At 58.3% G+C, this 19,246-nt stretch carries 26 protein-coding genes and 1 pseudogene; 4 read left to right on the top strand and 23 right to left on the bottom strand.

From position 1 onward, the window contains the following. The first annotated feature begins 279 nt into the window (after positions 1-279). Both AC1DQ3_RS15050 and AC1DQ3_RS15045 read left to right on the top strand, forming a co-directional pair. Positions 280-4,266, top strand: coding sequence for an NACHT domain-containing protein (locus AC1DQ3_RS15050; protein WP_477120976.1), 3,987 nt, complete (start codon positions 280-282; stop codon positions 4,264-4,266). 2 nt (positions 4,267-4,268) lie between these two features. After that, positions 4,269-4,907, top strand: coding sequence for a plasmid fertility inhibition factor family protein (locus AC1DQ3_RS15045; protein WP_477120975.1), 639 nt, complete (start codon positions 4,269-4,271; stop codon positions 4,905-4,907). Here the strand turns inward: AC1DQ3_RS15045 and AC1DQ3_RS15040 are convergent. Further along, the gene (locus tag AC1DQ3_RS15040) at positions 4,866-5,150 is read right to left on the bottom strand and encodes a hypothetical protein (protein ID WP_477121029.1); all 285 of its coding nucleotides are present in this window, start codon (positions 5,148-5,150) and stop codon (positions 4,866-4,868) included. The genes AC1DQ3_RS15045 and AC1DQ3_RS15040 overlap by 42 nt on opposite strands. A 61-nt stretch (positions 5,151-5,211) precedes the next feature. On the opposite strand from AC1DQ3_RS15040, the gene AC1DQ3_RS15035 reads away from it, so the two are divergent. Beyond that, on the top strand, positions 5,212-5,745 hold the full coding sequence (locus tag AC1DQ3_RS15035; RefSeq protein WP_477120974.1) for a hypothetical protein: 534 nt from the start codon (positions 5,212-5,214) through the stop codon (positions 5,743-5,745). Here AC1DQ3_RS15035 and istB read toward each other — a convergent pair. Together istB and istA are read right to left on the bottom strand one after the other, a co-directional pair. Next, entirely contained in the window at positions 5,696-6,469 is a 774-nt protein-coding gene (gene istB / locus AC1DQ3_RS15030) for an IS21-like element helper ATPase IstB (RefSeq protein ID WP_477120973.1), read from the bottom strand. The genes AC1DQ3_RS15035 and istB overlap by 50 nt on opposite strands. Next, positions 6,466-8,041: pseudogene (gene istA / locus AC1DQ3_RS15025) on the bottom strand (IS21 family transposase). Before istA ends, istB begins: the two are co-directional and overlap by 4 nt. 106 nt (positions 8,042-8,147) lie before the next feature. On the opposite strand from istA, the gene AC1DQ3_RS15020 reads away from it, so the two are divergent. Then, positions 8,148-8,636, top strand: a complete 489-nt coding sequence (locus tag AC1DQ3_RS15020; RefSeq protein ID WP_477120972.1) for a hypothetical protein — start codon at positions 8,148-8,150, stop codon at positions 8,634-8,636. 229 nt (positions 8,637-8,865) lie between these two features. Here AC1DQ3_RS15020 and AC1DQ3_RS15015 read toward each other — a convergent pair whose 3' ends face one another. The 20 genes from AC1DQ3_RS15015 to AC1DQ3_RS14920 form a co-directional block, all read right to left on the bottom strand. After that, complete coding sequence (locus tag AC1DQ3_RS15015) at positions 8,866-9,129, bottom strand: hypothetical protein (RefSeq protein ID WP_477120971.1); 264 nt, start codon at positions 9,127-9,129, stop codon at positions 8,866-8,868. A 12-nt stretch (positions 9,130-9,141) separates the two neighbouring features. Further along, on the bottom strand, positions 9,142-9,390 hold the full coding sequence (locus AC1DQ3_RS15010; protein ID WP_477120970.1) for a hypothetical protein: 249 nt from the start codon (positions 9,388-9,390) through the stop codon (positions 9,142-9,144). A 44-nt stretch (positions 9,391-9,434) separates the two neighbouring features. Then, positions 9,435-10,010, bottom strand: a complete 576-nt coding sequence (locus AC1DQ3_RS15005; protein ID WP_477120969.1) for a hypothetical protein — start codon at positions 10,008-10,010, stop codon at positions 9,435-9,437. A 196-nt stretch (positions 10,011-10,206) separates the two neighbouring features. Further along, the gene (locus AC1DQ3_RS15000) at positions 10,207-10,986 is read right to left on the bottom strand and encodes a hypothetical protein (protein ID WP_477120968.1); all 780 of its coding nucleotides are present in this window, start codon (positions 10,984-10,986) and stop codon (positions 10,207-10,209) included. 214 nt (positions 10,987-11,200) lie between these two features. After that, complete coding sequence (locus tag AC1DQ3_RS14995; protein WP_477120967.1) at positions 11,201-11,887, bottom strand: hypothetical protein; 687 nt, start codon at positions 11,885-11,887, stop codon at positions 11,201-11,203. 11 nt (positions 11,888-11,898) lie between these two features. Further along, the gene (locus AC1DQ3_RS14990) at positions 11,899-12,144 is read right to left on the bottom strand and encodes a type II toxin-antitoxin system death-on-curing family toxin (protein WP_477120966.1); all 246 of its coding nucleotides are present in this window, start codon (positions 12,142-12,144) and stop codon (positions 11,899-11,901) included. A 5-nt stretch (positions 12,145-12,149) separates the two neighbouring features. After that, positions 12,150-12,731: a hypothetical protein gene (locus tag AC1DQ3_RS14985; protein WP_477120965.1), complete on the bottom strand. Its 582-nt coding sequence runs from the start codon at positions 12,729-12,731 to the stop codon at positions 12,150-12,152. 9 nt (positions 12,732-12,740) lie between these two features. Continuing rightward, the gene (locus tag AC1DQ3_RS14980; RefSeq protein ID WP_477120964.1) at positions 12,741-13,247 is read right to left on the bottom strand and encodes a hypothetical protein; all 507 of its coding nucleotides are present in this window, start codon (positions 13,245-13,247) and stop codon (positions 12,741-12,743) included. Positions 13,248-13,325: 78 nt separating this feature from the next. Then, positions 13,326-14,213, bottom strand: a complete 888-nt coding sequence (locus AC1DQ3_RS14975; protein ID WP_477120963.1) for a DUF5677 domain-containing protein — start codon at positions 14,211-14,213, stop codon at positions 13,326-13,328. A 15-nt stretch (positions 14,214-14,228) separates the two neighbouring features. Continuing rightward, positions 14,229-14,666, bottom strand: a complete 438-nt coding sequence (locus AC1DQ3_RS14970) for a hypothetical protein (RefSeq protein ID WP_477120962.1) — start codon at positions 14,664-14,666, stop codon at positions 14,229-14,231. 17 nt (positions 14,667-14,683) lie between these two features. After that, a complete protein-coding gene (locus tag AC1DQ3_RS14965; RefSeq protein ID WP_477120961.1) occupies positions 14,684-15,112 on the bottom strand; it encodes a hypothetical protein in 429 nt (142 codons plus the stop codon). 70 nt (positions 15,113-15,182) lie between these two features. Continuing rightward, the gene (locus AC1DQ3_RS14960; RefSeq protein ID WP_477120960.1) at positions 15,183-15,524 is read right to left on the bottom strand and encodes a hypothetical protein; all 342 of its coding nucleotides are present in this window, start codon (positions 15,522-15,524) and stop codon (positions 15,183-15,185) included. 98 nt (positions 15,525-15,622) lie between these two features. Then, positions 15,623-15,844, bottom strand: a complete 222-nt coding sequence (locus tag AC1DQ3_RS14955) for a hypothetical protein (RefSeq protein WP_477120959.1) — start codon at positions 15,842-15,844, stop codon at positions 15,623-15,625. A gap of 406 nt (positions 15,845-16,250) precedes the next feature. Beyond that, positions 16,251-16,517, bottom strand: a complete 267-nt coding sequence (locus tag AC1DQ3_RS14950) for a hypothetical protein (protein WP_477120958.1) — start codon at positions 16,515-16,517, stop codon at positions 16,251-16,253. Positions 16,518-16,609: 92 nt separating this feature from the next. Next, the gene (locus tag AC1DQ3_RS14945) at positions 16,610-17,038 is read right to left on the bottom strand and encodes a hypothetical protein (RefSeq protein WP_477120957.1); all 429 of its coding nucleotides are present in this window, start codon (positions 17,036-17,038) and stop codon (positions 16,610-16,612) included. A gap of 14 nt (positions 17,039-17,052) precedes the next feature. Beyond that, complete coding sequence (locus tag AC1DQ3_RS14940) at positions 17,053-17,817, bottom strand: hypothetical protein (RefSeq protein ID WP_477120956.1); 765 nt, start codon at positions 17,815-17,817, stop codon at positions 17,053-17,055. 113 nt (positions 17,818-17,930) lie between these two features. Further along, a complete protein-coding gene (locus tag AC1DQ3_RS14935) occupies positions 17,931-18,182 on the bottom strand; it encodes a hypothetical protein (protein WP_477120955.1) in 252 nt (83 codons plus the stop codon). A gap of 7 nt (positions 18,183-18,189) precedes the next feature. Then, positions 18,190-18,366, bottom strand: a complete 177-nt coding sequence (locus AC1DQ3_RS14930) for a hypothetical protein (protein ID WP_477120954.1) — start codon at positions 18,364-18,366, stop codon at positions 18,190-18,192. Positions 18,367-18,379: 13 nt separating this feature from the next. Beyond that, a complete protein-coding gene (locus tag AC1DQ3_RS14925; RefSeq protein ID WP_477120953.1) occupies positions 18,380-18,598 on the bottom strand; it encodes a hypothetical protein in 219 nt (72 codons plus the stop codon). Between the two features lie 328 nt (positions 18,599-18,926). Beyond that, the gene (locus AC1DQ3_RS14920) at positions 18,927-19,238 is read right to left on the bottom strand and encodes a hypothetical protein (RefSeq protein ID WP_477120952.1); all 312 of its coding nucleotides are present in this window, start codon (positions 19,236-19,238) and stop codon (positions 18,927-18,929) included. Between the last annotated feature and the right edge of the window lie 8 nt (positions 19,239-19,246).

The raw sequence follows: 19,246 nt of genomic DNA, 5'->3' as shown, positions 1-19,246 counted from the left end.
GGGCTGGCCTGTGTCCGTGGGCGCTGCTTCACGTCACCAGTACCATCATCGGAATCCGAGTGAGTAAGTGGCGCCTTATTTGCTTTGCTTCGCTAGAATCGGATCTTCTGCACCCTGCGTTCGCTGTGGCGAGCCTGTTCCGAGATGCCCTCCCTTTCCGACGCACCACTAGACCGGCGTATAAGAGTACTCGCCTCCAGCCGCGCAGACGCTTTGGGGGCGTCTCGGGTTAGCGAACTGCATAGTTGGCCGTACATCGTCCTGCTCGGCGAGCCCGGTATGGGCAAGACGACGGCTCTCACTAGGGCGGCGGAGGAGCGGCAGTCGAGCACTCAGTCTGTGCGAAAATTCATCATGGGCGATTCCCGTTTAGGTGGAGTACCTCTGTTTCTTGATGGTTTGGACGAGTATCGACCCGATCGGGAGCAACGGACAGATAAGGTCGAGCGGCTCGTCAGTCGGCTTCGGGAGGCCGCGCCACCGGACTGGTGGATCTCATGTCGTGTCGAGGATTGGAGCGATGACTACAGAGACATGTTGGAGAGTGTCACTGGGCCGAATGAAATCGTGGTTGCACGACTCGAAGCGCTGGATAAAGCGGAAGCCCTTGCACTTCTGCGAGCGCTAGGCGAGGAGAATCCCGAGCCTGTTTGGGCGCGTGCCCAGGCGTTCGGGGCTCTGGCATTTCTTGAGAATCCCCTTAGCGTAACGTTGATGGTCCAAACCGCGGGCGCAACCGGGAAGTGGCCAAAAACGCGCTTTGATCTGTTCCACGCCGCGACACTTCGTTTGGCGCAGGAGCAGAATCCGAGACGCGGTCTCAGCCGGCCACGTGATGCGCCCGAGGCAACGCGCGAGGCGGCAAGCCGCATGTGCGCACTGCTGCTACTGAGCAATCAGTGGGAGATTTGGCGCTCCAATATCCCCTACGCGAGCAGCGTTGACAGCGGAAACATCGTCTCGTGGTTTGAGTTCGATATCGCTCCAAGCTTACTTCTCAATACGCTGGACACCGCGCTGTTCCGCCAGGCGGAGACGGATGTGTTTGTGCCGATGCACCGTGCCGTCGCGGAGTTTCTTGCCGGCCATGCCCTAGCAGTGGCTGTCGCTGGCGGGACGGACAAGAGTCGCTATCCACTGAGTCGCGTTCTTGCCTTTATCGCCGGAAGCGATGGGAGGGCGTTGTCGGAGTTGCGCGGCGTCTACGCATGGACCGCCGTGCACTTGTCGCGCATGCACCTCGATGCCGAGGCACAACGCCTAATTCGCCAGGATGCGGCCACGATAGTGGTCTACGGCGACGCTGCCGTGCTGACCGAGCCGCAGCGGCGCCTTCTATTGCAGAGCCTAACGAAAGACGATCCGTGGTTTCGGGCCGCGGACGAAGGCGAAGGCGACACCGCCGTCGGTGCACTCGCTGGGGATGACCTCGAAAACGACTTCGCCGCAATACTCCGGAATCGGACCGACCAGAGCCATTTGTTCCTGACGGTCACTGAAGCGTTGACCTACGGGGCGCCGGTGCCGTCGCTCAGAGTACTCCTGCGCGAGATCGCTCTAGACGACACACGCGAGGTGTGGCAGCGGGGGCGTGCTGCTGAGGCATGGGCGGCCGGTGCCTCCGATCGAGGCGCCGCTCGACATGAACTCTACTTGGCTGCCTCGCAACCGCCTTGCAGCGACAAGACTGTCGCGCTACGCCTGGAACTGATCGAGCGCTTGCCAGCCGATCTACCCGTTGACGACGACGTCCGGAAGTTGCTGCAAGACTTTGCGACGGCGCGAGATGAGAAAACGGTAGGTCACCTGTTTCCGCTGCAATTGAGGCTCCAGCGCAACCCAAGGCCAGGGGTGCTGGAGTTTGAATGGGGCCCCTGGCTGGATGAGTTCTCCACCCCGCTCCTGTCAAGCACCGTGAGGCAAGCACTGTGGGGCATGCTCGCCGCAATCATCAAGGCCGCACCGGCGACTTCCGGCAGCGAGTTCTGGCGCTGGATGACGAACATCCACCGGCACGCCTATATAGAAGCGTCGGTCGGTCAGCAGTACGCGATGAAAGGCTGGCTCGCTTCGCGGCCAGGTGTAGAACGGGAGCTCTACGCAGCGATAGCAGCCAGCGCGGGCAACGAACGGGGCCCTCGGCTCCCAATGAACGAGTTTATCCGCTTGACTGGCGCTATCCCTTCTGCCGAAGTCGTGGCGGCCTTATTGGCGGACGAGAGCGCTCTCTTCGGTCAGTTCGGGGCGGGAGAACGAATCGACATGGCGACGGAGATTGCAGTGCAGGCGGGCGAAGAGTCAAAACAAGCGGCGCTGGTGGTTGCCTACTTGCGCGGCCTGGACTGTACTCCGGAGACGCGAGCAAAAACTGATGCTCTGCTCCATCCCGCAATCCCGGAGTGGAAGAGGAAAGCTGAACAGTATCGGATGGCGCAACAGGCAGAGGTCGAAAGGCAACGAGAGGCGCTAAGGCTGGAATATGCCACGGCTGCACCTAACCTTGCGGCAGGAACCGATCTAACTAGGTTGGCAAATGCTGCTTGGTGGCGGTTTGGTTCGGGCCCGTTTGGCGCACAGATCGGACCGGGTGTGGAGCGGGTTGTTGAGTTCGTCGGCGAGGAGGTCGCCGCAGCCATTGCACTGGGCTGGCGCCACGTGGCAATGACGGGCATCGGCATTGAGCCAGATGAGATCGGGCGTGCGATGGTGAACGGTCTTGGCTGGTACGCTGAAGCGGCTATTCTCGCCGGCTTAGATGAGCAAATTGTGGCCACAGGAAATGAGGCAGCATTCTGGCCCTTGCAAACGGCCCTGCATGTCTTGAACGCAGCCGGTAGCCTGCCGTTGAACGCCCGGATGGCATTTGTGACTTGGGCAATTGAACGCCTGGAAGCTTCCTCCGGGGAGTCCACCTCTTGGCTCGTGACATTGTGGAAAACCGCCATTGAGATGCGGCCGGAAGGTGACTTGCCGGTCTTGTCCCTGCTTAACGACTATGCGCCGGGCGGTGGAGTTTGTGCGCGAGCGCTCCAGGGACTATTGAGAGACCATCCCATGATGCCAGAGCGCGCTTTGGTTTCAGCATTGGTAGTCGCCATTCGGCTGACAGGCCGAGCGGATCTAAGCGAAACAGCGACGACGGCCTTAGCAGTTGATTCGGTTTGTGGTGAACCGCGCGCGATTTGGCAGTACCTCGCCTTTTGCCTCGACCCCCAGGGAGCGTCCGCTCCGTTTTCTGTGCTGTTCGCCGACCCATCGATGGTCGGCGCAGCCTTTCCCTGGAATCGGCTAAGTGTCATGTTGATAGAGGACATGACGACCGCAACGAGAGCGCGCTTTGCCGCCAGCGTTATCAGCCTCCTGGCGCCCAGGCAAGCCCCGGCCATGAGGATGACTAACAGCTCCGAGGCCGAAGACCTCGTGTGGCGAGAGCTAGCTTGGTTGGAGCGTTGCGAAGAGGAGAGCGCAACCGACGTCCTGCGCGATCTTGCAGACGCCCCGGCTATGGCCAACTGGCGCGATCAAATCTGCCACAGAATGGCGAAGCAATTGCGGCTTCGACGACAGGCGACGCATGTGCCTGCAACTGTACGGCAGATCAGAGAGGCATTGGCCGGCGGGTCCCCGGTGAATTCATCTGACCTGCAGGCGGTCGTCGTCGATGAACTGCGTAAGATCCAGGCTGCGATGCAAGTGGACCCGCTATTACCCTGGCAGCTGTTTTGGAATGAAGATTCAAAGCGTTCGGCGCCGGAGCAGACTCCAAAGGTCGAGAACAGTTGCCGTAACGTGGTTGGACTGTTGCTGCAGGCAAAACTGGGGGCGTTTGGCATCACCGTCCCGCCGCTTCCAGAAGCGTCCCGCGCCGCGGAGACCAGGACAGACATTTTGATCTTGAGCGGTGCCGGCAGGAACCTTCCGATTGAGGCAAAGCGGCATTTCCATCCGCAGGTTTGGGCCGCGGTTGACGGGCAACTAAAGGGATACACAGCCGATCTCGGTGCCGACGGTCTTGGCATCTATTTGGTGTTCTGGTTTGGCTCAGTCCCCGGCGTGTCTATGCCACGGCGCGAGGGCGAAGATTACAAAGAGCCAGGGACGGCAGCTGAGATGGAATCGATGCTGCGTGAGGATCTGTCAGACGAATTACGCGCAAGAATTGAAATTGTCGTACTCGATGTATCGAACCCAAAGGGCAGGCGTGGGTCGGCCAGAAGGCGGGCATCAAGCACACGGCACGCTCGCAATGGTACCGCTGGGGGGTAGGCATGCTAACTTTCGATAGTCTAGCCTGGATCAACCATGGCAGAAAGGCGGTCTTTGCCGTGGAGACGGCGAGCAAGGGAACTGTCTATATGAGCCAAGGACGTGGCCGCGCAAGCTTATCCGTGGTGGAAGTCGATGCCGAAAGGCTACTCAAGCTTTGGCGGGACGCCGGCATTGCTGAAACTTATCTGGCACATGGTGACGTGGCAAGTTGGCGGGCAGACCGCAAGTACCGCTCTGTGGACGCGTGCTATTCATCTGGGCGAGGCAATCCCGTTCCGTTGGCCTTTGTAAGTTGTGGCGAGGCCCAGTCACCCTCGACAGTGTGGAAGTGGCGGGGTGGGCGAGTAGAGCGGCAGTCGCATACTCGAATCGTGTTCGGATTCTCCGATGGCATCACACGTACCATCTGGCTATTGGCCAACGGGGCAAAGGTCTTCCCAGTGCTCTGTTCATCGCGAGACGCCGCACGGCTCAAAGCACTTGCGGGCGCGATCGGCGGTGGTTCGAGTGCTGTCGACGACTTGGTACCGGACTACCCGGGGATCGAGGAGCGATTGAGCGAGATCGCGGCGACCCCGTCCTTTCCTCCCGTTGGATCACTTTGGCCTGTTCGCAAGGATGCAGAGCTCCCGCTTTAATGCCGTACCTACTAGCAGGTTGCTCAATTCGCTCAGGGCCGCCCTAATCGGCTGCAGCAGCAAGACCAGCGCGAGCCAGAACACATCGCCGCGCGGCGGCTTGCCTGCAGCCAAGAATGCGGTCCGACTGAGGCAGATTGCCAATCTGGCAGCAGTGTCTGCGAGGGCCGGTATGCTGCGAGCAACCGTGCTGTGGTGACACTCTTGATCTTCATCACCACGAAGTAAAATATCAATTTGCATCGGCGTGAATGGAATCTGGCGCTTGACGTCTATCCGAACCACTCAAACTATGACTTGGCAGATGAACAAGCGAACTCTGATAGGCGTCGTCGTCCTCGGCGCCACAGCCCTGACCGGGTGCAGCAACAAGACCGACGCGAACGAGAAAAATTTCGGTGCCGCGATGGCCCAGTACTTAGATCAGAAAGGGGCCCAGTGCCTCGGCCTGTCGAGCTGGCCAGTGGACGTGACCGAGTACAACGTTAGCAAGGGACTACATGACGCACCCGCCATGGCCGCGCTCGAAAGCGTCGGCCTGGTCCACGGTGTGGATGCCGAGATCCAGAAGCCGGACCCTTTCGGCACGCGACGCGTTCGAGTGAAGCGCTACACCTTGACCGAGCTGTCCAAGCCATTCGTCCGAGAGTGGGAGGCCCGGACCATTCCACTCGACGGCGGACCCAGCATCGTCAAGGAGGCTGATCTTTGCTGGGGCAGGACCCGGACGGTCATTTCAAACTCCCCCACTTGTGGTCGGCTAAATTCCCCCAGGCAGGACGGGCAGATTATGAATCGGCCTTCTCACAAACAGCAAGCCTGGTGGCGGCTTCTTTGAGGCGGTAGCTTTTGCCTTCGAACTCGAGAAGCTTGGATCGATGCATCAGGCGATCCAGAATGGTAGTGGCCATGGTGTTGTCGCCGAGGTATCGCCCCCAGTCCTGCACCACGCGGTTGGAGGTGACGATGATGCTGCGACGCAGTTTGTAGCGCTGATGGACCAGGGTCTGCAGCAGTTCGGCGGCGGCGTCCGGGATGCGTTTTGCCAGGAACAGGTCGTCGAGCACCACCAGTTCCGGCTCGAGCAAGGTCTTGAGCAGTCTGTCCTGATCGGCGCGCGTGTCCACGGCGTAGCCGGCGAACACCGTGTCGGACTCGACGTAACGCACCTTCATGCCCTGTAGGGTAGCGTTGTATGCAATGGCCTTGGCAATGTGGCTCTTGCCGGTGCCGGGCTTGCCAATTAGCAGCGCATTGTCAGCGTCGGCGATGAACTTCAAAGTGTGCAACTCGAAGCAGGCCTGGCGCGGCAGCTTCGGGTTGAACGCCCAATCGAAGTCGGCCAGGGTTCGGCGCTCATCCAGGCCGGACTGCTGGTAGCGCCGCTCGAGTAGCCGGGAATGGCGGCGATCCAGTTCATCTTGCAGGATCATCGAGAAGGTCTCGAGGAAGGGTTGCTGGCTGGCCTGGGCCTGCAGCACGCGAGTCTCCAGTGTAGCGCCAATACCGGACAGGCGCAGTTCGCGCAAGGCACGATCGATTTCAGCAAAGCTCATGGTCATGGGTGATCTCCTGGGTTGGCGGCGGCGCTTTGTCTGGCGCCGAGCGAGAACAGGTCGGCATAGTCGTCGCCGCCCCGAATCAAAGGATGTTCCTGGGTCAGGGGCAGTTCGCCCTGGATTGGCGTATCGAGGTCGGCCAGTGCTTGCTCGAGCAGGCGTTCGGTCAAGGCTTTGACCTGCCGGTAGCTGGGCGCACCTTCGCGCAAGGCGGTTTCGCACGCCGCGTCGATCAGCCGACGGGGATACCGCCGGACAAGACCGACGATGCCCCACAGCTTGCGCTGGCCCACACGCCCCTCGGTGTCGAACAAGAGCTGGCACAGACGTTCGGCGGAGGACCCGATGGCTTTGGCCTGGGCAAGAATGCGCCGTGTCTCGCGCGAGGGATTAAAGAGGCGCTCGTCCTGCGGCAGCACCACCGAGCCGGGCCTGTCCACCAGATCGTGGCTGCGCAGCAAGGCTTGGGTTTTCAGGTCACGGATTTCCAGACGGTGCGCGTACTTGCGCACCAGCACCCGGCTGCCAATAGCCGCCGGCCGGGCCGCGTAGCTGCTGTGATCGACGCGAATGCACGTGTCATCGTAGACGGTGTAGACCTTGTCGGTGAAGTACTCGAAGTTATGCGCCGGCAGTGCCCGCAGATGAGGGCGTTCTTCCTCGAACATCGCCTGGACCTGACGCCGAGTGCTGCCGTGGATCCGCTTGGAGGCCCAGTTCGTTTCCCATTGTTCAAGGAAGATGTTTTGCTCTTCGATCGACTCGAAGCGGCGTCCCTTCAGGGCGGTCGCCTGGGTATGCTGGATCGCGTTCTCGACCGTGCCCTTGCGATTGGGGTCGCGCACGCGCGCCGGATCGGCCACCACGCCGTAGTGGGCCAGCATGGCCGCATACACCGGGTTGAGCTCGGGCTCATATAGGTCGGGCTTGAGGACACCTTCCTTCAAATTGTCCAAGACCACGTACTGGCTCACGCCGCCGAAGTGGCGCCAGGCCTGCTCGTGGAGTTCTGCCCAGACCTGCTGACTCGATTTCCACACCACGTGCCGGAAGCTGCGGCGAGAATAGCGCAACGTCATCACGAACAGCCGCGGCTTGCGATAACGGTCCGTGCCTGGCATCCGGGTCGGAGCACCTTCACCGTAGTCGACCTGCGCCTCCTCGCCGGGCAGGAACTCCAACCGGTCGAATTGTGCCGGCGCGTGATGGCGCAAGATCCTGACGAAGCGCTTGACGCTTTCGTAGCTGGAAGCAAAGCCGAACTGGTCCACCAGGTCTTGGTAGATGGCCGTGGCGTTACGATGCAGACGCACCTGGGCCTGGACAAATTCCTGGTACGGCGCGCAGGCCGAACAACGTGTTTCCGTTATTTGCCGGCGGTCGGGGTGGAGGAATTTGCGGCCCAGAGCCGGTGGTCACCGTGGGGGAGTTTGCCTGGGCGGCGGCAAATCGTTCTTGATATCCTCGAATCGTCTTGCGATCGATCCCGGTAATGCGTGCGATCTCTCGCTGGCCTTTGCCTGCCGCGACCAGCGTAGCAATGGTGGTTTGTAGATGTGGCTTCAAGACGTTCACTCCGGCAACCCCTCTGCTTCATGCGAGGGGAACAAGGTAACGTCCTGCCGGGCGCCTACATCACTTTCAGCGCCCCTTCAGGTGGGGGAGTTTGAGGTGACCACAGGTGGGGGAGTTTGACCGACCATCGGGGGTGGCAGCGGTGCTGCTCCTTTATGCATTGCTGGCTTGGCTAATGTTGCCAACACGCTATCGCTGGAGCCTGGGTGCCCTTGGTATCTTGACATTCAGTGGAAAAATTCCTCTGCCAGACGCTGCTCGAATAGCCTATGAAGAGGCTCGAGCCTGTGACTCGATATGGGCGCATGCTGCCGAACGTCTGGCCGTTGATAAGTCGCCCGACGGCATCTTGGATTATATAGCGTGCTACTTCGCCGGTGAAACTCAACTCTACGGAAAGAGGAAACCATCCGAACGCCTGGAAAAGATCGACACGTTCCAGGCGAAACAAGGTACCTTTACAGAGGGCGCGAAGTATCTCTGTCTCAGAGCCCAAGCCAAGACGGTCTTTTCAGATATACGAGTCGCCACCAAGGACTTGAGGTCGGTGGTAAGACAAATGCGTGAGTCACTGAAGGCGACCACGCCAATCTAGCTATCCAGATTGCCAAGCGCTCATAGCTCTACAATCGAATCGCAGCTCCTTCCCGAGAGTCCCGTTCGCGACCGTCCCATCGCGACCCGTCGCGGTCACCCGACTTGTGTCGAACTCTATTGTCGCGTGTCAGACTCTATTGTTTTGTGTCGAACTCTATTGTCGGTTCACAGCATTGGCATCAAAACTGGCATAAGCAGGGCAATGATTTCTTTTCCTCGGTCAGTGGTCATTCGTGGCTCTTGGTATTGGCGTCGCTTTTCTTGCCTGACCAACGCAATGAAAACGGCTCCATCGATCTAAAGCACAAGGCGTAGGCTGCCACAACAAAAAAGAGGTCGACGCCACTATATTTATCCTTACCGATAGCGCCAGCTATCCAGGTCATGGCAACTGCAACCACCGTGACAGATGTTCGGGTTCCCCAACGGTTGGCCGCCCAAATGACGGGTATGGCATGGGCGACTGCAATTACAAGCACAGTTAATGTCATCCCGTCTTTTCCTTACCGAGTCGGCAACGCGTGTAAAGCCGGAAAAAGCTGCATTGCAAAGCCAACTGCTATGAGTCCAAGGCCAAACCGGGAGAGACAGTTATAGCGCCTCATCTGCGGCGTCTCTTCGATCTCAACGTACGCGCCAGAGTTGAGCACAGCGAGGCTGGGCAGACCAAAGTAGAACGTTAGGCAACTTCCAACGACGCCCGCCGCCGGGCCGATGACGTTCAGATACGCAAGCACAGTGTCGAAGCTCATTCTTTTCCTATTTGAATACTGCTCAGTTGCTCCCGGGCGCATGATCACATGCCACCCTTCTTCACGCGTTCCCATTCGTGCTTCAAGATAATCTGGAGGTGCCCAATGACGTTATCCCGTGCCAGACCAAACTGGCCTCGAGCCTCGCTCTTCTGCCCTTCAGTTTCGTTTGGAGGTGGGTCTTTGCAAACATCGGACAGGGCTCCAAGCAGGCGTACGAACTCGTTGTGCTCGTCCTCTTTCGGATTTAACCGCAGCTTAATTCGGATGCCCAACTCTGTCGCCCGCTTGTTCGCTTCCATGAAGTCGTCAAAGGTCGACCTCTGGTCCTCGGGAAAAAGATTCGACGTTGGCCGCCGAAGCTCTTCTAGTCGCGCAAAGAGCGTCAGGTACTCGGCGACATCCTTGCGTAGCTCGTCGATCCATACCTGTCGCTTCGCGGAGATGTTATCGGCAGCCTGCCGATTCGCGATCTGCTCTTGCAAGAGTGCCTGCTTCTTGGCGATACGCCACTGCATGAACGGGCTGATGACAAGACTGATGAGGGCGACGATACCCAGGACGACCTTGTTGAAATTGTCTGCCGTGACGGACTTCAGAATGGTGATGAGCTGATCCATGATGTCGGTCTTTTCCGACTCGTTCAGCGCGTGGTCTGTGACCTACCACAGCGAGCACACTGGTAGAAGCTGTAGCCACTGTCATTCAGAATGTAATGATAGTGAGGCCCTTGCTCCCACTTGTGCCTTCCGAGTAGGCATGCTACCCACCCCAACCAGCCTTTGCGGATACTGTTCACAATCTTTTCCTATGAATTTACATCAACTCGAAGGGTGAAAGTACCCCGGACAGGCCCCCATTCTCATCGTCCACGAGCCAAAATGTAGGCAGGTTTGGGTTCACATCATCAAGAAGGCCTGTAATGTCGTCCTCAGGCTTGACGACACGGGCATCTACAAGAACGAGGGGGCCGTCCACACGTGAGACAGCATTTTCGATTGACGTGCCCAGTGCGATCTTTCTCTGGGGGCCGCCGCGGGGAAGGAACTTTTCCATGGAAACCTCGGGAAGCAGCTTCCACTGATCCCCGATTTTGACTGGAAGGTACGTGAACGAATGCATCAACATGAGCTGCCGAGCATAGGCGACAGGTTGCCACGGATGTACGGTCACCGCGCCTCTGACCATGAAGTCTTTGACCTTTTTACGAGCATCATGTTGTTCTTGCATTAACGCCTCCTCAAGCCCAATGCATAGTTCGATTGCCGCCGCCGTAGCGTGACGCGCGTACACTCCAGAATGCATCGCATCGTTGCGGGCCGCCATGAGCGCCCTGTAGAGGGCATCAAATCGCGAAAAGAGTCCTGGATAGCAATCCAGCATTTCAGTCAGAACGACAGAATCGCTTGATAACTGTCGAACAGAATCGATGTACTTTCCCATATTTGCCTCGCTTCCGTTGAGCCGCAATCCAACGGCTTCGAGGACAAAACAGATTTCACTAAATCCTTCTGCGTCGGCAAGTGCCGCATATCTCGCTGTACGAAGACCGTCTCTGTAGTGCAAACGCTCCTCCCATCTCAGGGTCGGTGGCATTGTTTTCCGTGTCAAGCCGATGGGATGTCGTCGATCGCAACCTTCAGACGAAAGGCTGTATTCACATCGACTCCCTGGCGAGAAAGGTCGGCCATCAAGTCCTCTGCCGACAGGATGCCCTTCGCGATAAGACAACGAACGGCTGTGTGGCTCAGAACGACGAGTTATTCTGCGCTCAAAGGCTGCAAATGCATCATCTCTCCTTTCATTTCCTCTATGTTTTGAACTCAAACCATCCGTGACCAGCATCGGCGTCGAGGAACGTTCTCAACTGAGCCGGATATTTATTGCGAGCACTATGGACAATCTCAATGTACCCACAACCAGAGGCGTCCACGGCAAGCCCAAACGATGGCCAGACTCGCTCAAGGTGTTGAGCAAGATCGCTCCAAAGCAATATCTGTGATCCGAGTAGGGAACGGTGCTCCGGCAGCAAGTGTCCCGAACATGGTGTCGGATGCCCGCCGTTTTCGCAATGGGCCCAGTATTCCTGCTCGCGAAACTTGCCATTGCTGCGCTTTCGCATGGCATTCGGAGTGAAGTACCCCCGCCGTTCAGCAGCCGGGCAGTTTCGCCACCTGATCGCCTCTTCAATATCCTGTGCAAACAGAAATAACAAATACTCGGCCTCGATGAACTGTCGAGTCAGCGCCGCGCCGGCATACCAGTGTTCGGCCGAATACAGATGAACAGCACCGCGTGCGAGCACGCCGGCAGTTTGCGTTACCAGGGCGACAGCCTCGCGAGCCGGTTGATCAGCGGCGAGCCCGAATGCCCACAACGCACGACCGCATTGATCAAGCGCATCGCTCACCTCCGCGCAGTACCGAACGCGCGCTTGCTGCGCGTGTGGATCATTGAGCAGGTCGAGCAAGTCTTTGGGGACTATCGCTGCATCCATATCGGCTCTTCCTAAACTTTACCATTGTGGAACGGGTGATTTTGAACCAGGGAATGAAATAGTGCGGCCGCCTTCGCTTCGATGCTACGGTATTTTTCGATGCCACTCAGCGACGTTCGCGGCCGGTGCACCGCCATTTCGATCAGGTTTGCGTCACATACTCCATGTGGCGATATTGGATCCCCGTCGTCGGCGAAAACCTCCACCAGTCGATCGTGAATATCGATGGCATCCTCCGAGGCGAGATAGCGACGCATGGCTGTTATCGCGCTACGCATAGGATCTTTAGCAGTCGCGCGCCGTTCCCTTCCGGTGGGACGTACCGCCAATCGCCAGACTCGTTGCTGGAACCGCGCTTGCCGCCAGTTTGAATGGAAACGCTTAACTCTCGAATCATGCGTTCCCGGCAGTCGAGTTCGTAAAATATGCTGGCTTGCGGATCCAAGTTACCGATGTTTGCTGTGACTTCGTATAGCGTGATCGTCAAACGTTTGTCGGCGTCAACCGTCTCCACCGTCGCAAACGGCGGTACGTATTTGCTCCCGACCTTCTGAGCAGTGTTCTCCAGGATCTTGCCGCCGAAGTCCTTTTGGATATCAATGCTATCTAGGGCTTTTTCACGGAGGCACTTTGTCCACACCCTCACGTGAGCGCTGGGCATCTGTGTGATGCCTGTAGCGTCATAGAAGCACCATGCTCGCTCATTTAACGATGTACCGCCATATAACTTCCAATCGACGCCCGGTGGTTGCGCGAAGGCCCCGCGAACGACGATGAGCAGCACTGCCGCGCTACAACAAGCAGCGCGGTGTAACCGTTGCGTTACCGTTAGATAGCGGTTCATGTGCTTTTCCTATCGGCCGCCAGTCATAATGTGCTCGGCTTCACCGAGCGGCTTCATCCCCCGTCGCTTTTGTTCGGCGGGTGACGCATCCCGCAATCCGGCAAAGTGGCGATCGAGGCCACCTTGAATTTCGGCCGCCGCCTGAGTATCGTGGCTCGATCCGCTATTCGTTGGAGTTTCTGTAGCCAGAAACCACACGTTGAACACCTGAACCTCTAAAGGTTGCTCTGGCCCGCACAAAACGGCACAGTCGTGACAGGCGCAGAAGAGCATGCACTTGTTGTCTTGGTCACGAAGCTCAATGGTATCGGCAAGAGATTCGCCGGGATGTTTGAAAAAGTTGCGCGCACCGTTAAGGACATTCCATAGCTGCTTGCTGTCGTATCCTGGATTGGCTGTCTTGATGTATTCGAACATCCGGTCGATACCCTGCCTGTCGCAGTGTTGCTCGTAAATTTCACGAGCCGCACAAGCGAGCGTATGCACGGCGACCATGTCGTCATCAGCGAAGTACATTCGGATCGCCGTAGCAAGCTGGCGATGCGCAGCCTCAAGCTTTGTTATAGCTGGACACATGGTGCTTTTCCTTGTGGTTCAGTCACCCTCATACTGGCCGGCCATGCGCTCAGCGGTCAGATGCCACTTCCTTACCAGTGCCGCCGCCGTCGGCTGCGCGGCCATGACTTGTGCCGCCTCGGGAAAGAGCGCCACATAGTGATTCGCGAAGTAGCCCATGAGGACACATGCAGTACTCACAGACGTGGCGGCCATGGTGGCTTGCTGGGCGAGATCGCGCGCATCACGGATCTGCAGTATGCTCAGCCAGCTCGCATGCGAGTAGCCGCACAGATAGCTGTAGAGATCGCGGATTTGCGCGGGGTGAAACCCGGCCTGGACGCCGATCGCTGCCCACGCCCGCCCCGCGCGCCAGTCCCCATTCAGGAACGCCTTGCGGTCTTTCGCAGGATGTTGCGCCCACCTGCGATGGGCTTGCATCGCGGCGCGTAGCGTCTCGATGGCCGCCCTTTCGTCCGCCAACTTCTGCCTGTTCTCGGCCTTGCGCGCGCTCGCCCGCAGCTTCTGCCGGTCCAGCAGGCCCGCGCAATGCCACGTCAGGTGACGAAATTCCCGCAGGTCGGGATCGCTACAGCCATACACATGTGCAAACGTCAGATAGGTCTCCAAGGCTGCCCGCGCCAGAATCAGCACCGAACTATGGTCGACGTGCGACGCCGAACCCTGCGGCATCACCACCTCGACAGGCTGCACCAGCACGTGCAGCGACGCGAGGTGATAATAGAGCTTAAGCGCCAGCACCTGGGCATCGTTCATCCACAACTGGCCGACCGGGATCACCCTGTCGGCCTGAGACTCGATCAGCTGCACCGTCAGGTGCAGCAACGTCCGGGAATCGCTCGATCCCGCCTGCGTGACAGCTGCGTTGCCGTCCGCCCCCACGCGCGGTGCAGTCAGTGGATCCATGTTGTCCGCCTTTTCCTAAATGCCCACTACATGTTCGTAGAACCAGTCATCGAACGCCTGAAATCCCGGCACCTCTAGGCCTAGACGGCTAGCGTTCTCGCACGCACGAACCAGCATCCAGCAAGCTGTTTCTTCCAGGTCGACGGTTACTTGCGACTCACTCGGGTCGCCGAAGTGCTTCAGCGCATCACGAGTGCTGTTCGCCTCACGAATAAAGTCCTTCTTCTTCAAAGGCGACCGATGCAAGAGTCGATGAACCTGTTCGTACTGGTCAAAATTCGAGTCCAGGACACGCTGCTGGCCGCGTCGCACAACCTCACATCCAAGCACCTCCTCCGCGGCGCCTGCAAGCGTGATCACAGCGGCGAACGCGTCATGGTCCAGAAACAGTCGAATCACGGTTGCGAGCTGCTCAATGGCTAGATCGATGCGATGGTAAGTTTGTAGTCCCATCTTGACCTCCTCTTTTCCTATTCCCGCAGCGCGTCCACTGCCGCTCGATAACCGTCATGCGGGTAGTATGGCCAGCCGGATGGCATGCAGAAGCCGTCGCGCTTCTCAATGCAAGCAAACTGAGCGTGCCACCCGGTCTCTGGCGTGAAGATCCAGCCGGAGAGGCCAGTGTCTGCAAACTGGTCGTAAGTTATGTCGATCAGAACGTTGGCCACCTCAAACCACGCATGCGACTGGTTTGCGGGTAGCGTCGGATGCTCGTATCCGCAGACATACGCTCCTTCGTAGCCCAGGTGCTCCTTCAACAACCGCCCGAGGATTTCTGACGCAGGGCCGCATGTTGCTCGCGGGAAGTCAGCGAACATCGAACCGTTGGCGCCTTTCAGGCCGTTCAGGCCGCGGCGGCACGCTATGGCGATCCTCTCAATGGCAGCACGGTCAATCATGATTGATGCCTCAGGGGGTGCACTTGTCTTGCTTTTTCTAGCCATTCCAACTTACTCATCGCGTGCCGTGCTACGGCGCTCTGCGGCGCGATGCGCGTGCGGCTTCAAGTGCTTTCACTCCCGCGCCCAACACGTAAAGATGCGCGAACTCGATGGCGCGATGCATCGGCTCCAGCTGCTTCATCAAGTCGAGCGACGTGCCGGCGTTGAACATTGCCACCACAATCGTCGCGAGCAAGTTAAGGATGACCAAGACCGCATAGGCCAGCATGAGCAGTGCCACCAGCCAGTTGCGCGTCGCGCACAGCACCACGGTCGCGACGAATACTAGCGCGGGCTGCAGATACCACCACGCACTGGCGTCGTCGTGGTACACGAGAATCGTTATCAGCGCGGAATTGAACAGGGCCAAGACACCCCAGCGAACGGCGGCATCGTTGAATGCTTTGTCGATGTCCTAAGGGATCATAGCTGGCTCCTTTTCCTGTGCGCCGGCAGAACCGGCCTCTCCTACTTCAGCGTGGCGGACACGCCGAGCCGGTTCAATTGCCGCGCGAGTTCGTCAGCTTGCTCGACGGTCGTTTCTGGTTGCAATTCGATTGCCAAGCGATGGCCGGAAAAGCTCGGATTGCGATCCAAATCTTCAAGATAGATAGCAAAACCGTACCCGGTGGCCGTGGCGTGATTGGCAGGCTCCTTGACCGTGGCCGTAAACTTTCGTTGCTTCGACATAGATTCTCTCTCCACTGGTGCCAGCGACGGGATGGCCCGGCCCGAGCTTTTTCTATCGTCCAAACTCATGTGTTATGCCGTCAAAAACACCGTCCTCATCGAAACGAATCGCGATGTGGTAGCCGCGTGCCTGCCATTGGAGTAACGCACCCTTCGGAACACTCGACACAGACGTCGGGCGCCCCACAGCTTTCACAATTTCGGTTCGTGTCTTGCCTGTCAAGTCGCCTAGGCGTCTAAATCTTTTGCTGATACTGCCTGAAGACGCCCTTCTGATAAACCACGCCATGAGAACCAAAACAAGTACGAGCGGCACAAATGCCATGAAGCGCTCCTGTCAAATGATTTTTCCTAGCTATTGAGACGGGGGCGATTCCTACGCCCCCGCGTTCCCTTCGCTTTGCTCTTATGCGCGGTCTCGTCCGTGCACGTGCGCAAAGTACACATAGAACATCGACCCAAGGAACCAGGCCATAGGCACGCCGACGGCCGCACATACGCTGAGAGAAGCCCAACGCGGCAAAAACCAGTCGGCAGCGAAAAGAGGCAGCAACGGAAGGGCTATCGTGGCGGCGATGGGCCAGCCCCATTCCTCACTCTTGTCCAAGTAGGTGAACAGTCTGTCAATAACGAACATCACGTAAGCCTTCCAGAGTTCGTAAGCGCGATACATTGCATTGCTTCCTATTGTTTTCCTAACGACGACCGGCCGCGCCGACCGGCTACGCAGCTGCTCGGCACGGATTGACCCGATCCTATGTTCTMTCATTCTCCGCGAAAGCCTCTGCGCACCCAGGCTATTGCGTAGCCTATCAGGTAGACGCTAGCGCAACAGAGCAACCAGGCTGCGATCGCAAGACCTACTATCACCAATATTTTCTTGGTCGCCTCAGTCCTCAAGATGGCGTTGTACTGACCCACCACAGTCTGCGCTTCTTTCTCGGGCACCCCCTGTAGAAATAGAAGGTCGTTTCCGTTGGCCGCCGTAATTTCTACGCCCGTGGGGAGATCAAGAATCTCGTGAACCGAATGCTTGAGCTTTGCTAGCGATTCTTTCGGCAGGCGCTCATAGAAGGCAAATCGGTGAGCGATCTGCTCTGGCCTAGGAAACTGGTGCCACGCGACAACCGCGACCGGTGGCGCGCAAAGGACCGATGTGACCACCCAGAGTCGTTGCCAGCCGTTCAATCGCATCGCGTCCTCTCCGTTCAATCAGTCAGGGGGGTGGCACTGGCTTCACGGCCGAGATCAATTGGAGCAGCTAAGGCTGCGTGCAAGCGTCGATTGGCCGCGCGCAGCGCCGGTACCGAGTCGGCCGAACGGGCCGGTAAGTAACCGCCATGCTTTACTCGCACGGACTCCAGCAGCTCCAGTGCCAGCAGGCCAGCGTGCGCAGAATGACACAGATCTGCCTTTGCGCGCTCAGGATCATCGAAATCAAACACCTCATTTCGGATGACTTGAACTGGCTCGCCCTCGAACGCGAATGTGTGGATGCTGTTCAGTATGTTCGCGTGTGCGGTTTCCGAGTTGATCTCATCCTTCATGCGTTTGATCTCCGACGACACCTCGGGATGTTCACGTTCCAGCCATCTGTAAGTCTTGATGGAAATCGTCTTCGGATCGTCGAGCCCGCCATTCTTCACGTATGCAGAGCCGTCTTTGTGAGCGAGCCCGTAGGCTGCGTGCGATGTCGTCTCAAGGAAGTATCGCAGGTTCGTCATTGCCTGTACGCGGTGCTGACGGACAATCGAGACCATGCATAGAAGCAAAGTCTTCTTCATCTGTGCAAGAAATCGCAAGAAGATTTCGCACGGCACAGTCGGCCAAAGAATGAGGTTCATCAGCACGTCCACCGTTTCAAAGGCATGCGTGGAGTACTCTCCGTAGGTCGACTCAGCGTCGACTACCAGTCGATTTTCGACATCTGAGAACCCCATTGCCATCGCCTTAACATCTGGATTGCTTCCCATCGTTTGCGCTCCCTCACGCAACAAAGCTGCTTTTCTGTCGAACAGTGCCTTTCTCGCGGTGGCTGCCAGCAGATCGCAGTTCGAGCTTGTGCACTTTTCCGTTGCTGTTCATGTCAGGCTACCTTGAGAGCGCGGGACGCGCGCCGGACACGCGCGGCCGCAGCCTTCGGGGTGTCGCCAATCTGGCCCCATTCGTGGTGCCACCAGGTTATGACCCCAGCCGCGGCCGCAGTGTTCTCGGCAAGGATCACAGCGACTACTTCCGCCGCAACGGCAGCCCACCAGGCGGCACCCTCACCGTCGCTCACCTTCGGGTCGATCGCGCGGCGGTAGATGGCCGTCACAGCGTCCAGCGGAATGGTCATGCTATTCCTATTCGTGGTCCTTCAGATCAGCAAGCGCTGCTTCCAGCGTATCGGCTGCATCGGCATGCAGCCCCGCAGTCGCTTCGTTCAGCTCGGCACCCGACGGCAGCTTATGGGACTCCGCTGCGTCGCGCAGTACGTTGATTGCGAGGCGCAGCGCATCGGCGGTTGTTAGTGAGGTCATGTGCTTTTCCCCGTCAAACGATCTTGATCGTCCCTCGCTCCACCAGGCCGTCGAAGTCGGCCTCTGTGAAGCCAGCGTTTGATCTGGTGAAGTCGGAAATATAGAAGCCGACATCCATTCGTAGGCGGTCGCGGAGCTTCTTCTGTTCATCACGATCTGCCCCGCGAACCTTCCGCAGGAGTTCATGGACGCGCTCTGCTTCGGCTGGCGAAAAAATGCTCTTTCCCTTCATGCCGGCTCCTGTCGTTGCTTTTCCCACTTCAAAGAGTTAGGAGCGCTATCGCACCGACTCCACCCAAGAAGAGCGCTGTAACGCCCCACGCAGGCAAGTCGACGGCAAGGCCAAGCGCACCGCACGCGACAGCAAAGCAAACACCGGCCACAAGCTTTCCTCGGCGAATGTTTCGGTACTGCTTTACTGCCACCGTGTACGCTGCTTCCGATGCAGCAAGCCGAGCGTCACTCTCAATGCCGCCAGCCTTGCATGCCGCTCGAACGGCATCGCGCTCCCGTAGCGTGCGAAGCATGTTTTCTCTCGATGCGCTCATCGCGCCCTTCCGTCACGACTTGTCGGGGTCGCTTCCACGCTCTGCAATTCCGCTTGACACGATCCGTAGGGTTTCATCGCGTGCCGTCCGTAGCGCTCGCTTGGCCTTGGCGCCAACGGCATCCAGATCTGCCTTCAAGTTGCTGATGTGCTCATCGATTTCATCTTCGGTCATGAGATGTGGCGAGATGATAGGCCCGCCCCGCTCCGATGCTTCCGACCACTGTTGCAGACAGATCTCGACTACTGGGTCGAATGGAATCTTCTGGTTGGCAGTCATCTTGATGACGGAGAAATCAAAGCGACCGATTGTCTTCTTGCTCATGATCTCTT

This window comes from Cupriavidus sp. 01T418 (assembly GCF_056398885.1).
The sequence above is the reverse complement of the archived record's forward strand: the minus strand, read 5'-3'. Positions and strand labels throughout refer to the sequence as shown.

Coding starts and splice junctions, on each gene's coding strand:
- AC1DQ3_RS14930 (WP_477120954.1), bottom strand. CDS start 18,366: ATGACCTCACTAACAACCGCCGATGCGCTGCGCCTCGCAATCAACGTA.
- AC1DQ3_RS14965 (WP_477120961.1), bottom strand. CDS start 15,112: ATGATTGACCGTGCTGCCATTGAGAGGATCGCCATAGCGTGCCGCCGC.
- AC1DQ3_RS14970 (WP_477120962.1), bottom strand. CDS start 14,666: ATGGGACTACAAACTTACCATCGCATCGATCTAGCCATTGAGCAGCTC.
- AC1DQ3_RS15005 (WP_477120969.1), bottom strand. CDS start 10,010: ATGGATCAGCTCATCACCATTCTGAAGTCCGTCACGGCAGACAATTTC.
- AC1DQ3_RS14935 (WP_477120955.1), bottom strand. CDS start 18,182: ATGACCATTCCGCTGGACGCTGTGACGGCCATCTACCGCCGCGCGATC.
- AC1DQ3_RS15010 (WP_477120970.1), bottom strand. CDS start 9,390: ATGAGCTTCGACACTGTGCTTGCGTATCTGAACGTCATCGGCCCGGCG.
- AC1DQ3_RS14985 (WP_477120965.1), bottom strand. CDS start 12,731: ATGAACCGCTATCTAACGGTAACGCAACGGTTACACCGCGCTGCTTGT.
- AC1DQ3_RS14955 (WP_477120959.1), bottom strand. CDS start 15,844: ATGTCGAAGCAACGAAAGTTTACGGCCACGGTCAAGGAGCCTGCCAAT.
- AC1DQ3_RS14920 (WP_477120952.1), bottom strand. CDS start 19,238: ATGAGCAAGAAGACAATCGGTCGCTTTGATTTCTCCGTCATCAAGATG.
- AC1DQ3_RS14995 (WP_477120967.1), bottom strand. CDS start 11,887: ATGGATGCAGCGATAGTCCCCAAAGACTTGCTCGACCTGCTCAATGAT.
- AC1DQ3_RS15000 (WP_477120968.1), bottom strand. CDS start 10,986: ATGCCACCGACCCTGAGATGGGAGGAGCGTTTGCACTACAGAGACGGT.
- AC1DQ3_RS14940 (WP_477120956.1), bottom strand. CDS start 17,817: ATGGGAAGCAATCCAGATGTTAAGGCGATGGCAATGGGGTTCTCAGAT.
- istB (WP_477120973.1), bottom strand. CDS start 6,469: ATGACCATGAGCTTTGCTGAAATCGATCGTGCCTTGCGCGAACTGCGC.
- AC1DQ3_RS14945 (WP_477120957.1), bottom strand. CDS start 17,038: ATGCGATTGAACGGCTGGCAACGACTCTGGGTGGTCACATCGGTCCTT.
- AC1DQ3_RS14925 (WP_477120953.1), bottom strand. CDS start 18,598: ATGAAGGGAAAGAGCATTTTTTCGCCAGCCGAAGCAGAGCGCGTCCAT.
- AC1DQ3_RS14950 (WP_477120958.1), bottom strand. CDS start 16,517: ATGTATCGCGCTTACGAACTCTGGAAGGCTTACGTGATGTTCGTTATT.
- AC1DQ3_RS15050 (WP_477120976.1), top strand. CDS start 280: ATGGGCAAGACGACGGCTCTCACTAGGGCGGCGGAGGAGCGGCAGTCG.
- AC1DQ3_RS14980 (WP_477120964.1), bottom strand. CDS start 13,247: ATGTACTTCGCTGATGACGACATGGTCGCCGTGCATACGCTCGCTTGT.
- AC1DQ3_RS15035 (WP_477120974.1), top strand. CDS start 5,212: ATGAACAAGCGAACTCTGATAGGCGTCGTCGTCCTCGGCGCCACAGCC.
- AC1DQ3_RS15015 (WP_477120971.1), bottom strand. CDS start 9,129: ATGACATTAACTGTGCTTGTAATTGCAGTCGCCCATGCCATACCCGTC.
- AC1DQ3_RS15040 (WP_477121029.1), bottom strand. CDS start 5,150: ATGCAAATTGATATTTTACTTCGTGGTGATGAAGATCAAGAGTGTCAC.
- AC1DQ3_RS14975 (WP_477120963.1), bottom strand. CDS start 14,213: ATGGATCCACTGACTGCACCGCGCGTGGGGGCGGACGGCAACGCAGCT.
- AC1DQ3_RS15045 (WP_477120975.1), top strand. CDS start 4,269: ATGCTAACTTTCGATAGTCTAGCCTGGATCAACCATGGCAGAAAGGCG.
- AC1DQ3_RS14990 (WP_477120966.1), bottom strand. CDS start 12,144: ATGCGTCGCTATCTCGCCTCGGAGGATGCCATCGATATTCACGATCGA.